Source organism: Paenibacillus sp. FSL L8-0494, assembly GCF_038003695.1.
Taxonomy (GTDB): Bacteria; Bacillota; Bacilli; order Paenibacillales; family Paenibacillaceae; genus Paenibacillus_AQ; species Paenibacillus_AQ odorifer.
Window position 1 is genome coordinate 4,774,264 of record NZ_JBBOPQ010000001.1, and the last position, 14,132, is coordinate 4,788,395.

Sequence of the window (14,132 nt, forward strand, 5' to 3'; positions counted from 1 at the left end):
TAAACTATGCTCAGTCCGTCCCCGCGTAAGAATGAAGTCCGGCGATGACTAAATTAACGCCAACCAGAGTAAACATTACGACCAGGAAGCCAAGCACAGCCAGCCAGGCAGATTTTCTTCCTTGCCATCCACGAGCCAAACGTAAATGAAGATAAGCGCTATAGAAGAGCCAAGTGACAAGCGCCCAGACTTCCTTAGGATCCCATCCCCAGAATCTTCCCCAAGCGATTTGCGCCCATATCATTGCAAAGATCAAAGCGCCTAATGTGAAAATAGGAAAGCCAATGGCTATCGCCCTATACGTAATCTCATCTAGATCGCCCTCATCAATTCCGTCCATCACTGGGTGTAAAGCAGTGCCCAGCGGTTTACGTACGATCAAGCGAAGAACTCCGTAGAGGATTAATCCGGAAAGGAGTGACCAAATTACAGTATTAAACTTCCGTCCAGCATTTACACCATTCATCCAAGATGGTGCCTCAAAGAGTGGTTCTTTTATGCCAAGAAACGACTGGAAGCTCTCAATTTCGCTATTGTGAGGTGCCACAATCGGCGGCATTCGATAACTCACTTTCTCTATTGTACTATTTTCCTGCCCGGGGCTGTCAATCGTAACGTTCGGACGGACAAAAACAGTTTCGTAGCCTGCTCCGCGGAATGCAAAAACAGAACCCAGAAACCCAATTATAACAATGATTGAAAAGAGAGTAAATTCGACCAGCCTCTGTTGCTTGCGATCCGCCTTCTCTTTACTGGAAAAATTGACTGTTCGCAGCAGATACATCAGTCCCGCCGCAAACCCTACTGCGAAGAAGGATTCACCTAGTGCAGCCAGTGTTACGTGAATCTTTAAATAGTTCGATTGAAGAGATGGAATCAGCGGCTGTACTTCCTGTGGAAATACTGCGGCATAAGCCATCACAATAATACTGATTGGAACTGCAAAGAGACCCAAGATTACCTTACGATAAATAGCGTACATCACAGTAAAGGCAACCATGACCATCATCGATAAAAAAGTCATGAACTCGTACATGTTGCTGACCGGAATATGCCCTGAGCCCGCCCAACGTGTAAAGAAATAAATAAGATGAAAGATAAGACCTATTGAAGAGAAAATAAAAGCAATTTTGCCCCAACGTGCGGTATGTTCCTCCGGCTTGCGGCCTGACCACTTGCGACCCATGATGGCGATAGTGAATAACATAAACGAACCGCTGTATAATAAAAATGCGGCAATAAAGACAGCGCTGCTGATGTCGAGCAAGCTCATGAAAGGCCTCCTCCATTATCTAATGATTTTTCATCGACTACCAGATCTACTTTTTCTAAAATAGAAACGATCTCACGGCGGAAACCGAACCAGTTCTTGTTCGTATGTCCTCCGAGGATAAGCTCCCCGTTAGCAACGGTAAGCCAGATACGTCTATGCTGCCAGTAGAAGCCAAGCACTAAACCCAGCATCACGATTGCTGCACCTAGCCATACAAACGGCATTGCACGATCAATACGTATATTCAAGTAAGTAGTCGATTCCGAAAAATCAACGTCGCTCATGTTGTCCACTTCAAGCTCAAGAAATCTATTGCTCCCGCCAAGCTTATCGTTAATGGCAGCCTGTTGAAACTGCGTCTTATCCACCTGTTTAGGAAAATAGAAATACTGCTGCCCTTCCGCCGGGAGATCCGGACCTTGTATCAGGAACAAAAAAGCAGGTGCATTCGGATAAGGTGATTTGGAAATCGGCTGTCCATCCTCATTTAGACCAAAATCCATATACTTTTCTTTCAAAGTTAAAGTATAAGGACCCGCCTGAATTGCCCGCGGAGGATTCTTCATGTCCAGCTTAAATTTGCCGAACGCCTCGCCAGTGGTGGAATTCTTAAGCTCAGGCTGTACCGAACGCAGCACCGGGGTCAGATCATAATCAAACTGATACGCTTTCAATCCTTTATAATCCAAAGGTGAATTTACTTGGATATCATGTTTCGTCACCTCGGATAGCTGTGGTTCCTTCGAAGGGTCTCCACAATCCGCGGTGCATTCATAAAGCACAGCTTGGGTCTGGAATAGCTTTGGAAGTATTTTTTTGCCTCGAAATTCCTCAGGCATCTCTTCCTCCGTATAAAACTCCACGGTGAATTTCTCATTTTTCAAATAATAGGTGGTGTCCGGAATCTGTGTGATCTCCCCTTGCGGGAAAGCAAGATGCTGATCCATGTTCAGTCCCGGCAATCCTCTTGCTAATACAGCAAGTAAAAAAATAATTAAGCCAATATGTATTACATAAGGTCCCCAGCGGCTGAAGCGATGTTTCTCTGCCAGCAGAGCTCCTCCATCCGTCTTCACGCGATAGCCCTTTTTACGCATTGGCTGAATTACCCGGGCTACCCAAGCTTCTGGTTCCTCTTGTACTTCAGTTACTAACACAGCTTTTTGCCGAGTTAAGAACTGACGATGTTTCCGAATCTTCTGCCTGGTTAAGGCCTTATAGAGCGGAAGTACTCGGTCCAAGCTACAGATCACAAGTGAAGCGCCGATCATTACGAGTAGAGTTACAAACCACCAGGATTCGTATGTATGTGAAAGTCCAAGTTTGTGATAAATATATCCGGCTGTTCCGTACTCTTGCTTGTAATAAATTGAGGCATCGATATTAAGAAAAGTACTCTCCTGCGGGAAAATCGTCCCTAACATAGAGCCTATAAGTGTCAACACGATCAGATAGATCGCTATTTTGACGGAAGAGAAAAAGTTCCACACCCGATCAATAATCCCCGGGTTAACGCGCTGAGAACGGCGAGCTACGCCATCGTAACGCATTTCCAAATTCTCGCCCCAGTCTGATTCTTTACCCAACGGCTTCCCGCATGCTTCGCATAAAACAGTGCCTACAGGGTTCTGGTGGCCACATTCACATTTGGTATTGGTTATAAATGCCTCGCGTTCACTCATCAATCCACCAGCTTCCCAATTTGATCATCAAGTGAATTCAAATCAAGCTGGCCGATATGAATGTTGTCAATTTTACCCTTGGAATTAATGAATAAGGTAGTTGGCAGCGGAGAAATACCATAACTTCGTACAGCATCACGTCCAGTGTCCATCAAAATCGGAAAATCGATGTTTACTTGCTTCACAAAATTCTCGACAGTCATCCGGTCTTCGCCCACATTAATGCCTAAGACCACTACGTCCTTGTCCTTCCATTTCTCCCATTGCGCTTGGAGAGCCGGCATTTCTTTGACACAAGGTGCACACCAAGAGCCCCAGAAATTAAGCACAATAGTCTTGCCCTTATATTCGTCTAGGGTATGAGCCAGACCGTCAAGCCCAAGCAAATCAAAGGAAGGTGCTTTGCTCCCTTCCTCTGGTTTGCCGCTTCCCCCAAATACAGAGGAACCGATGGCATAACCGCCCACTATAACAATTAGAAACAGAATCACGATTTGAATTGGTTTTCTTGCTTTACCCACACGTAAAGCCCCCTTCTGTGACGCAACTCATACTTATGTTGTAAGGTGTGAACATCCTATGAACATTATAGCGAATTTCGTCACAGCTTTAGGGGGTTTAATTGTGAATATTCTGTGTCTTTATGACTCTTTACGTGGAGTTCTTTCTTTAAGCAATCCTGCTTTGGCAATTTGCTGCAGATGGTTAATTTCATCCTTGGTCAAATGACGGTATGAGCCACGTTTGAGATTTTGCAGCATAATATCCCCGAATGAAATCCGTTTCAGACGGAGTACGGGGTGTGAAATCGCATCAAACATGCGTCGTACCTGACGATTACGTCCTTCGTGAATCGTGATGCTGATTACCGCTTCTTTATTTGCTTCATCAATATCCTTGTACTCTACTTCCGCAGGCGCTGTCATGCCATCTTCCAGCTTAATGCCAGCTTTCAGCTTGTCCAATGCAGTACCATGCGGTATACCCTTGACCGTAGCATGATACGTCTTAGGTACATGGTGCTTCGGATGGGTTAGCAAGTTAGCAAAGTCCCCATCATTTGTCAGCAGCAGCAAACCTTCCGTATCGTAATCGAGCCGGCCTACAGGGTAAACCCGTTCAGTAATTCCTTTTAGGTAGTCAGTTACAACCTTACGACCCTTTGGATCGGAAGCGCTTGTGATAACTCCCTTAGGTTTGTTGAACATAATATAGATTTTGTTCTCGCCCCGGATCAGTCTACCGGAAACTTTAATAATATCTGTTGCGGGGTCCACCTTCGTGCCAAGCGTAGTTACGAGTTCCCCGTTGACTTCCACTTTACCGGCCAAAATCATTTCTTCACACTTACGTCTGGACGCCACACCGGCCTGCGCCAAAATTTTCTGTAATCTTTCCATATTCGACTAGTCACCTCAGATCAATGATAACCATCAGAGGGATAAATCACAAGTTCATTCCAAGGAAAAAATGCTCCTGGGCAGGAATTATTGTGGGGTTCGATGATTAAAGGGGAGATTTGGTAGCGTTCTACTAATTCTAAAACGAGTTTAGCCGTTGCAAAAAGCTGCTCCTTCCTTCCGGATATTGGAGGATCGCCCACTTCCTTACCAAAATCACCTTCCAAACAAATATGAATATACTCCGGATCTGTCAGTAGCGGTGCTGCATAAATTGCGCCATCCACTCCTACCCAGAAGTCAAAACCTTTACCGTTAATGGATGTACAGCTAGAATGATGCAGAATAAAACCTTTATAGTTCATTGCGGAATGCCCCCCTCCACATTGCTGCAATAGCATATGTTCAGGGGGGCAATGGGGTGACTATCCAAATAATAGCAGACACACAGCGATCGCAGCGACAAAGCCGACAACATCGGAGAACAGACCAACCTTAAGCGCATAACGGCCATTCCGTACGCCTACAGCTCCAAAGTAAACGGTCAAAACATAAAGCGTTGTATCTGTGCTCCCCTGTATGGTGGAAGCAATCATACCAATTAAAGAATCCGGGCCATGCACACGGATCAGATCCGTAGTGTAGGCAAGCGACCCAGTCCCCGTAAGCGGCCGCAGAAGACCAAGCGGCAATACTTCGGCAGGAACACCAAGCCCACGCAGGGCAGGGGAAATGAAACCCATGAAAAAGTCCAGCGCACCAGAAGCGCGAAAAACACTGATCGCAACCAGCATCCCCACAAGATGGGGAATAATCGCAATGGCCGTGCCAAACCCATCTTTCGCGCCTTCAACAAAGGATTCGTAGACTGGCACTTTGCGCGTAAAAGCATAGAGCGGGATGAACGTGATCATGACCGGAATCGCCCATGCCGATATGAGACTGATGAACTGGTACAAATCACGTTCACCCTTTCAATGAGGAATTAGGGAGTGTTGTCTTCGTCAAAGGAGGAACCCCAGACTTTGCTGAAGGGGGCTTCGGCGGTTTGCGCAGTAAAGTCAGCCTTCGGAAAAACCGGTCTGCCGCAATCGCTGCAAGTGTCGCCACGGCCGTTGCTGCAAGTGTTGTACCTACTATGCCTGCGGGATCGGCTGAACCATAGTTTAACCGGATGGCAATCAGTGTGGCTGGGATAAGCGTAATGCTTGCTGTGTTAAGTGCTAGAAGAGTACACATGGCTGGTGTGGCGGTCTCTTTATCAGGGTTAAGCTTTTGCAGCTCCTGCATCGCCTTGATGCCCATTGGCGTTGCGGCATTGCCTAGTCCCAGCAGATTAGCACTCATATTGGAGAGAATATATCCAATGGCAGGATGCCCTTTCGGCACATCAGGGAATAAAAAAGCTACGACAGGGCCAAGCACCTTGGCAATCTTTTTAAGCAAACCTGCATCTTCTGCTATCTTCATGATTCCAAGCCAGAACACAAGCACACTGATTAAGCCAAAACTAACCGTTACCCCACTCTTGGCTCCGTCGAATACGGCGGCTGTAAACTCATCCATTCTGCCGTTAACGGCGGCGAACAGAAAACCGATGATGATCATTCCTAGCCAAATCCCGTTAATCATGGATACGCCTCCTTCTTCATTCATCAGCCCATTTTCTTATTTCGAACTCGCTCCCATTTCAAATAGAGCTTTCAGCGCACTGCCCAGCGCCTGGAACCAATTGTTTGCCGGATAAGACTGGGCTAGTGTGGGACTATACTTTTTCATATAAGCAGATTGCTCAGGAGGCAGATTCTCAGGAGTATACACCGGCACGCGACCTATTTCTTTTCCGCCCAGCTCCAGCACAAGCGCCCCTTGCAATCCAAAATTTGCTCGCGTAGCTTCGGCTGAGACCGTTTCCTTCTGATTCAAAACAAGTTTCGTGATCACTCTATTTTGTTCACCTTGTCCAAGTGGATAAGCAAAGGTTTTGGAGGTTACAAAGTTATAGCCCGTCACGGCATCACCACGTTCGATCAGTGTTTTGAGCGGATAGTGATTAAACCCGAAGTTTAGCAGGGAAGCATGATCATTCCAGTCATCGCCGTCATTTATAGTAACTGCAACAAGCTGCTGGCCGTTTCTGGTGGCAGAGCTGACAAGGCAGCGCAGTGCTTTTTTGGTATAACCTGTCTTTACACCGTCCGCTCCCTCGTATAAATACAGCATCTTATTTTTGTTTCTCCATTTGTAATCCCATTTCTCATTTGGATTGTCTGCAGTTTTCTCCTGCGTCTTCACAATTTCTTTAAATACAGGATTATGAAGAGCATAAGCGGTCAGAACAGCCAAGTCGTTGGCACTTGAATAATGCCCTTCAGCGTCAAGACCATGGGGATTAGCAAAATGAGTATGGGTTAGCCCTAGCTCCTCAGCCTTAGCGTTCATCAGGTATACAAAACCTTCTTCAGAACCACCGATATGCTCTGCGATCGCCGTTGCTGCATCATTCCCTGAGCGCAGCATCAGGCCATACAGCATATTTTCCAGCGTCATCTCTTCTCCCTGCTGCAAGTAAATAGAAGAGCCTTCTTTCGCATAGGCATTTTTTCCTACTTTGACTTTAGAGGCTAAATCACCATTCTCAATGGCGACGAGGGCGGTCATAATTTTGGTCAAGCTGGCAATAAGCATAGGCTCATCCCCACGGCTGCTGTACAAAATACGCCCGGATTCCACATCAATCAGTGCCGCTGCTCTTGCATGTGTAGAGATAGAGCTGTTCTCGGCCTGAATTGAAGATAGCGGCGCCAGAAGCAGCAGCGAAAGGCACAATATTAAGGCGAATGGCCATTTACGGGTTATTGTCTTCATGTTCATCCTCCGGCTTCTTATCGGATCTTAAGTAAAAGTGTTTATGTTGTACAAGTGTATGCGGACCAGCCTTAGGGTATGTCCACTCCTTGGGATGTTCCACACAAAATATCCCCACAACGTGAGGCCTTGCTTCGATATTTTCTCAGGTAATTTGCGGAAACAAAATATCCTTTCTGATACGTCAAAAAAGGGACACCGCCTGATGTATGGCGATATCCCCGAGGCTATTTGTAGAATTATGTGTACCTAATGAGTTGAAGATTGAGATGTACTTGGATCGGTTTTAACAGGTGCTGCTGCTGGTGTGGCGGGTGTTGGCGGCGTTTGAGCTGCAGCATTGCTGGTTTGGAACATGGTTTGAATTTTGTCGATGAGCCCTGGTGTTGCATCGATGATTTTTTCGAACAGGTGAGTTTGATTGTCCAGAGGGACAATATTCACACCATCCTTACCTACCACTAAAAAAGCGATCGGTCGAATGGAGACGCCTCCCCCGCTACCTCCACCAAATGGAAGCATTTTGACTCCACCTTGGGAGCTTGAACCACTTATAGAATCTTCTACTCGATAATCACTACCACCAGCAGCAAATCCAAAGGCAACTTTACTGATAGGCAGGATGATGCTGCCGTCAGGGGTTTGTACTGGATCTCCGACAATGGTATTCACATCTACCATGCCCTTGATATTTTCCATCGCTGTTTGCATTAGGCCTTGAATAGGATGGTCGCTCATATTGTTTCCTCCTTTAATTGAGTACGATTTCTCTTTCTTCTACAGCGTATATCATCCCCACATCCGCCCATTTGTATGTAACTTTCATTTTAAACTTTCCCTTGTGGTTCCTGTCGCAACTGTTTCAGCAGATTTCTCCAATGGCCGATCCCGCCTTTTTCACGCAAGACACGCCGAGATAGCCGCATTAAGGCATACAAAGTATAGCCGACTGACATTTCCCCCTTACACACAAACTCCATTGCAAAACAAAGCTCATCTTCAAAAACAGGCTTAACAAAAATTCGAGGGTGCTGCTGCAATTTCACCCACTGTGAAATAAAACCAACAATACTCCACTTCAGGCCCCAAACCGCTCCCGATGCGGTCGCAGTATCTGCTGCATCACCAAGAGAGAAATCGGTGGACCAATCGAGCTTTGATATTTTCACATGAGCTACAGTCTCTTTTAACCATTCCTTCAACCCGCGTGTAGATTTTACAGCTTGGTTAACATTGTCGCGCCAGTGCATTACTCTTTCTTTATCGAATATCTCTTCTTTTACGGTATCTACACCTGTCGTCGCAGTCCCTGTCTCTTTAAACTTTCCCCACACACCCTGCTCCAATCCCTTAAAGACCAATTGGGGAAGTTCATAGTGAAGCTTTATCAGACCAAAAAGAGAGGTAATATCTAATTCGAGCAGGTCATTTTTTCCATGTTTATAACACCGTATGCGGAAATCGATAGATGAAGACAGGACCAGGATCATTGCCAGTACAAGCAAAACGAGGGGAATTGCAAGCCATAACGTCACGTATTTACCTCCAAGAAACCTTAATAATGGGAACCTTTGGTTTAGTATGGCAATTTAAGCTGGAAAAAATTCGGGGTTTGTATAAAAAATATAAGCTTAAATAAAAATAGGGACTGTCCCAAACCACATAAATGGTTTAAGGGCAGTCCCTTCAATACAATTATTAGCGTTCTCGTACGAACTAAGGCAGCTCGACATCCTCAAAAGTCATTTGAGTATCCAGCTTATTGAACAATAGCTGTGTCTCTTCTTCCAAATTATCCGTGGACTCAAAGTTTGTTGGTTCCGGCAGATCCTTTAGACTGGCAAGACCAAAGCTCTCCAAGAAGGATTTAGTCGTCCCGTACAGAATTGGCCGGCCTACCGCTTCCGCACGACCAACCTCATGAATCAAATCCTTGTTATTCAGCGTATGAATTGCGCGTTCCGACTTCACACCCCGGATTTCTTCAATCTCCACCCGCGTAATCGGTTGGCGATAAGCCACGATTGCGAGAGTCTCTAAGGCAGCCTGAGACAAGGTTGATCTGGATGGTGAATAGGCCAGACGCTCAAAATAGTGGGCATGATCAGGCAATGTAGCCAGCCGATAGTTCCCGGCAATTTGCACTACCTGTAAGCCCCGCTCCTGTGCTACATAATCTTCTTTCAGTTCCTCTAATGCTCCGGCCGCAAGCTCTGGGCGCTGTTCCGTAATTTCAGCCACTTGGCGTACAGAGATTCCTTCATCCCCTGATAGAAACAGCAGGCCCTCAATAATCGATTTCAGCGTTTTGTAATCCATTGAAGTGTTCTCCTCCTCTCCACTCCATTACGATGTCATCAAACAATTTCTCTTGGTAGCAAAAAATCGCCTTCATTTTCATCAGTTCCAGAATCGCAAGAAAAGTAACTACGATTTCGTGCCGTGCCATTTCATCGTGAAGCAGTGCGGAGAAATGCAGCTTACCGCCTGTTCCTCTGCGCTGCAGCGCATCTGATACATCACGTATACGATCTTTTACCGATATTTCATCCCGGGTGATCCGCTGGTAAGAAGACCTTCTGGCAGCCTTACTTAGCGCTTTACGAAAAGCGGCTATTAAGTCTGAGGTATGTAGTCCTTTTAGCGTTTGATCAATCTCTTCTGGCACGAATGGACCCAAATCCTCAGGCTCCTTCGTAAAAATCAAGCTCCGCTCGCTCTCCATATCCATTAGATGTACAGCAATACTCTTGAACTTACGATACTCAATCAGTCGCTGAACAAGTTCAGCTCGTGGATCAAATTCATCCTCTTCGTAATATTCAAAATCATCGATCTCAATGACCGGTGGTTTGGGCAGCAATAGCTTGCTCTTTATAGATAAAAGGGTAGCGGCCATCACGAGAAATTCACTCGTAATATCCAATTCAAGCTCCTGCATGCTACGCAGGTATTCCATATACTGTTCGGTGATCTCGGCGACCGGAATGTCCTGGATGTCGATTTCCGCCTTATCAATTAAATGCAAGAGCAGATCCAGCGGACCTTCAAACGTCTCCAGCTTGTACAATACAGTCACGAAGCATCCTCCCGCCAAAAAAAGTAAAGTGCAGCGCCCGTCTGGACGCTACACAAGTAGAAAGGGCTCTTATAATCCATGCTTTCTTCTTATACTATAAATAAGCACGAATTCGACTGATTCGTCAATAGCTGACTTACTTAAACAGTTTGTTAAGATTCGCCATTTCAATCGCAGCAGTCGCAGCATCCCAACCTTTATTGCCTGCTTTAGTTCCTGAACGCTCGATGGCCTGTTCAATATTTTCAGTAGTAACTACGCCAAAAATGGTCGGCACGCCGGTCTTAAGATTGATAGCGGCTACTCCTTTGGCAACTTCATTACATACATAATCATAGTGTGTAGTGGAACCACGGATAACCGTTCCTAAGGTAATTACAGCGTCGTATTTGCCGCTTTCAGCCATTTTTTGCGCGATCAATGGAATTTCAAATACCCCTGGAACCCAAGCAACATCCACTTCATCATCACCGACACCATGGCGTTTAAAGGCATCGAGTGCACCTGACAAAAGCTTGCTGGTAATAAATTCATTAAAACGTCCTACAACAACTCCGTATTTTAACCCCTCAGAAACTAAGTGTCCTTCTAAATATTTCGGCATATCCATCATCTACCCTTCGTTTTTTATAATGTATGGTTAAGCTTTCGAATCCTCATTTTGTTCAATATCGTCAAAAGACAGCATATGTCCAAGCTTCGCTTGCTTCGTGTGGAGATAGTTGGTGTTGTCCTTGTTCTCCGGCATTTGTATCGGCACGCGCTCAACGACTTCCAATCCATAACCCTCCAGCCCTTTGATCTTACGTGGGTTGTTCGTGAGCAGACGGATTTGGCGCACACCCAGATCCTTCAGAATCTGTGCTCCAATTCCATAGTCACGCAGATCTGCTGGAAAACCAAGCTTTAGATTCGCATCTACAGTGTCAAGTCCTTCCTCTTGCAGCTTGTAAGCCCGAAGCTTATTGATAAGGCCAATGCCTCTGCCTTCTTGGCGCATATAGAGTAACACGCCCCTTCCGGCAGTTTCGATCTGCCGCAGTGCAGCTTCAAATTGCGGGCCGCAATCACAGCGATGGGAGTGGAATACATCACCAGTCAGGCATTCGGAATGTACACGTACAAGCACTGGCTCATCGCCGGAAATATCGCCTTTTACCAAAGCTACATGCTCTTTATCATCGACTTCATTTGTATAAGCAATGGTCTGGAAATCCCCAAAATCGGTAGGAAGACGTACTGAAACCTCGCGAGTAACGAGTTGTTCTTTTTCATTGCGATAATGAATAAGATCCTTGATACTGATCAGCTTAAGATCATGCTTGCGGGCAATTTCGATTAGATCAGGTAAGCGGGCCATTGAGCCATCCTCCTTGATAATCTCGCAAATGACACTGGCTGGATAAGCGCCACACATCCGCGCTAGATCAACAGCAGCCTCCGTATGTCCGGAGCGGCGCAGAACGCCACCTTTTTTCGCAATCAGCGGGAACATATGCCCCGGTCTGCGGAAATCAGCAGGTTTTGCTTTTGGATCGATCATGGCCTTAACGGTCAAAGATCTTTCCCCCGCAGAGATCCCAGTGGTTGTATCAATATGGTCAACAGATACGGTAAAAGCCGTACCGTGATTATCGGTATTGTGGGTTACCATGGCTTGCAGTTCAAGTTCTGCCGCACGCTCCTGGGTAATAGGCATACAAACCAATCCACGTCCCTCAGTAATCATAAAATTGATGACCTCTGGTGTCGCCCGTTCAGCAAGGGCTATAAAATCCCCTTCATTCTCACGATCTTCATCATCCACTACAATGATGACTTTACCGCGCATTAAGTCATATATAGCATCTTCAATCGGATCCAAGACACTTTCCTTTTTCGATTGCTCGCTCATGATCCTATCCTCCTAAAAGCTTTACGAAAGATTATTCCCTTCTTCGTAAGCAAACTCTTTATTTAAACAAACCCGTTCGCCGCCAAAAAATCATGACTAATCCCGGAGCGGCTCTCGCCTTCTTCATCTTGGGCGGCTGAGCCATAATGCAACAGATGATCTACATATTTGCCAAGTACGTCACACTCGATATTTACACTATCCCCGGCCCGTTTGTGCGTCAGTACTGTTTCCCCTAACGTATGCGGAATAATGGACACTGCCAGCGATGAGGCCGTAGTCTTCACTACAGTTAAACTAATGCCGTCGATCGTGATCGATCCCTTAGGGATAATATATTTAAATAGTGATTTACGATCCGGTGCAATCTCGAATACGACAGCATTTTGATCACGTTTTACACTCTTAATAATGCCAGTGCCATCAACATGTCCTTGAACAATATGTCCTCCAAAACGCCCGCCAGCTGCCATCGCTCGTTCCAGATTCATCCGGCTGCCGGGCTTCAGTTCCTTCAGGTTGCTATTCCGGTAGGTCTGCGGCATTACATCCACTGTAAAGGAATGATCGCCCAAAGTTGTCGCCGTAAGGCAAACCCCATTGACGGACACACTGTCACCGATTTTTAGATCATCCATGATGACCGAAGCGGCAATATTCAGCACCATCATTTCCCCACCGGCGGAGACACTGCGCAAAACACCAACCTCTTCAATTAATCCGGTGAACATGATATCCCTCCTAAAAAGCATTACTTCCTCAAATTCACTTCTTGCATAGCTTTTGTTAGCGTACCGGAGTACCGCTGATACATACATTATCTCCTAGCACTTTTACTTCCAATCCTTCAAGTGAGATCGCATCCTTCATCAGCTCTACACCCGGGAATACGAAAGTCCCTTTCGCTTCTGTACCACCACCGACAATTTTTGGAGCGAAGAAGAGAATCACACGATCCACTAGCCCGCATTCCAGCATCGCACCGTTCAGCGTTCCCCCGCCTTCAAGCAAAATAGAGCCAATTTCCATTTCGCCAAGGGATATCATGGCCGCCTTCAGATCCACTCTTGGACCTGCTCCGCATACAACGATTTGAACACCTGCTTTCAGCAGTGCAGCCTTCTTAGCAGGATCTGCAGCATCGGTTGTTACAATAAGTGTAGGCGCTAGACCATCACATACAACTGCCGAATCCAGAGGAATACGTAGCCCGGAATCAATGATGATCCGCGTCGGGTTAATGCCAGGCACTTCTGTTCTTGTTGTCAGAGAGGGATTATCAGCAATCACTGTATTCACACCGACCATGATGCCCTGATGCCGATGCCGCAGCGTATGTACGATCTCCCGCGCTTCCCCATTCGAAATCCATTTACTGTCACCAGATTTGGTAGCCAGATTGCCATCAAGAGTGCTAGCACTCTTCAGCGTAACAAAAGGTTGTTTTGTCAAAATATATTTGATAAAACGCTCATTCAATCGAAGCGCGCGATCACGCAGCAAACCAACTTCGACCTCAATCCCTTGGTCACGCAGCATTTGGATTCCTCTTCCTGCCACCTGAGGATTCGGGTCTTCACAAGCAACTACAACCCTAGCTACCCCTTCATCGATCAGCCTTTGGCTGCAAGGTGGAGTTTTTCCATAATGGCTGCACGGTTCTAGTGTGACATATGCCGTACTGCCCTGTGCCTGCCCAGCTGCCATATTCAAAGCGTGCACCTCGGCATGCCCCGTACCGCGCTGCAAATGAGTTCCGAGTCCAATCATTGCTCCATTCTTCACCACAACGCAGCCAACAACAGGGTTAATTCCCGTTTGCCCTTGGGCACGTTCTGCCATATCCAATGCTAGCGACATATAAAACTCATCATTCATGTTGTCCATCTCTTCCTCCTATCCACTCTGTCAATTCTTAAGCTAAAAAAACAGAAAA

Annotated in this window: 16 protein-coding genes; all 16 read right to left on the reverse strand. The window is 46.2% G+C overall.

The annotated features are described in order from the left end of the window. Nucleotides 1–10 precede the first annotated feature (10 nt). The 16 genes from ccsA to ribD all read right to left on the reverse strand — a co-directional run bounded on the left by ccsA (nucleotide 11) and on the right by ribD (nucleotide 14,083). Nucleotides 11–1,273: a cytochrome c biogenesis protein CcsA gene (ccsA, locus tag NYE35_RS21735; protein WP_036676173.1), complete on the reverse strand. Its 1,263-nt coding sequence runs from the start codon at nucleotides 1,271–1,273 to the stop codon at nucleotides 11–13. Next, complete coding sequence (gene resB, locus NYE35_RS21740) at nucleotides 1,270–2,955, reverse strand: cytochrome c biogenesis protein ResB (RefSeq protein WP_076141320.1); 1,686 nt, start codon at nucleotides 2,953–2,955, stop codon at nucleotides 1,270–1,272. Before resB ends, ccsA begins: the two co-directional genes overlap by 4 nt. After that, complete coding sequence (locus NYE35_RS21745; protein WP_038572444.1) at nucleotides 2,955–3,476, reverse strand: redoxin domain-containing protein; 522 nt, start codon at nucleotides 3,474–3,476, stop codon at nucleotides 2,955–2,957. Before NYE35_RS21745 ends, resB begins: the two co-directional genes overlap by 1 nt. Before the next feature lie 120 nt (nucleotides 3,477–3,596). Beyond that, nucleotides 3,597–4,355 (reverse strand): pseudouridine synthase, encoded by a 759-nt coding sequence (locus NYE35_RS21750; protein ID WP_036676166.1) that lies wholly within the window; start codon nucleotides 4,353–4,355, stop codon nucleotides 3,597–3,599. A 20-nt stretch (nucleotides 4,356–4,375) separates the two neighbouring features. After that, nucleotides 4,376–4,720, reverse strand: coding sequence for an N-acetylmuramoyl-L-alanine amidase (locus tag NYE35_RS21755; RefSeq protein ID WP_036676164.1), 345 nt, complete (start codon nucleotides 4,718–4,720; stop codon nucleotides 4,376–4,378). A 60-nt stretch (nucleotides 4,721–4,780) separates the two neighbouring features. Continuing rightward, the gene (locus NYE35_RS21760; protein ID WP_036676158.1) at nucleotides 4,781–5,314 is read right to left on the reverse strand and encodes a spore maturation protein; all 534 of its coding nucleotides are present in this window, start codon (nucleotides 5,312–5,314) and stop codon (nucleotides 4,781–4,783) included. A gap of 7 nt (nucleotides 5,315–5,321) precedes the next feature. Continuing rightward, nucleotides 5,322–5,987 carry a nucleoside recognition domain-containing protein gene (locus tag NYE35_RS21765; RefSeq protein ID WP_036676157.1) on the reverse strand — a complete coding sequence of 222 codons (666 nt, stop codon included), beginning with the start codon at nucleotides 5,985–5,987 and terminating at the stop codon, nucleotides 5,322–5,324. Nucleotides 5,988–6,023: 36 nt separating this feature from the next. Then, complete coding sequence (locus tag NYE35_RS21770; RefSeq protein WP_178420405.1) at nucleotides 6,024–7,223, reverse strand: D-alanyl-D-alanine carboxypeptidase family protein; 1,200 nt, start codon at nucleotides 7,221–7,223, stop codon at nucleotides 6,024–6,026. A 249-nt stretch (nucleotides 7,224–7,472) separates the two neighbouring features. Beyond that, complete coding sequence (gene ytfJ, locus NYE35_RS21775; RefSeq protein WP_036676154.1) at nucleotides 7,473–7,961, reverse strand: GerW family sporulation protein; 489 nt, start codon at nucleotides 7,959–7,961, stop codon at nucleotides 7,473–7,475. 89 nt (nucleotides 7,962–8,050) lie between these two features. Beyond that, nucleotides 8,051–8,758 (reverse strand): DUF2953 domain-containing protein, encoded by a 708-nt coding sequence (locus NYE35_RS21780; protein WP_340940682.1) that lies wholly within the window; start codon nucleotides 8,756–8,758, stop codon nucleotides 8,051–8,053. A 181-nt stretch (nucleotides 8,759–8,939) separates the two neighbouring features. Continuing rightward, complete coding sequence (gene scpB / locus NYE35_RS21785) at nucleotides 8,940–9,542, reverse strand: SMC-Scp complex subunit ScpB (RefSeq protein ID WP_036676149.1); 603 nt, start codon at nucleotides 9,540–9,542, stop codon at nucleotides 8,940–8,942. Further along, a complete protein-coding gene (locus NYE35_RS21790; protein ID WP_036676147.1) occupies nucleotides 9,511–10,302 on the reverse strand; it encodes a segregation and condensation protein A in 792 nt (263 codons plus the stop codon). Before NYE35_RS21790 ends, scpB begins: the two co-directional genes overlap by 32 nt. Nucleotides 10,303–10,438: 136 nt before the next feature. Next, entirely contained in the window at nucleotides 10,439–10,906 is a 468-nt protein-coding gene (ribH, locus tag NYE35_RS21795; protein WP_036676377.1) for a 6,7-dimethyl-8-ribityllumazine synthase, read from the reverse strand. Nucleotides 10,907–10,942: 36 nt separating this feature from the next. Then, entirely contained in the window at nucleotides 10,943–12,196 is a 1,254-nt protein-coding gene (locus NYE35_RS21800; RefSeq protein WP_051490904.1) for a bifunctional 3,4-dihydroxy-2-butanone-4-phosphate synthase/GTP cyclohydrolase II, read from the reverse strand. 62 nt (nucleotides 12,197–12,258) lie between these two features. Then, the gene (locus tag NYE35_RS21805; RefSeq protein ID WP_036676145.1) at nucleotides 12,259–12,927 is read right to left on the reverse strand and encodes a riboflavin synthase; all 669 of its coding nucleotides are present in this window, start codon (nucleotides 12,925–12,927) and stop codon (nucleotides 12,259–12,261) included. Nucleotides 12,928–12,982: 55 nt separating this feature from the next. Then, entirely contained in the window at nucleotides 12,983–14,083 is a 1,101-nt protein-coding gene (ribD, locus tag NYE35_RS21810) for a bifunctional diaminohydroxyphosphoribosylaminopyrimidine deaminase/5-amino-6-(5-phosphoribosylamino)uracil reductase RibD (RefSeq protein WP_341122034.1), read from the reverse strand. Between the last annotated feature and the right edge of the window lie 49 nt (nucleotides 14,084–14,132).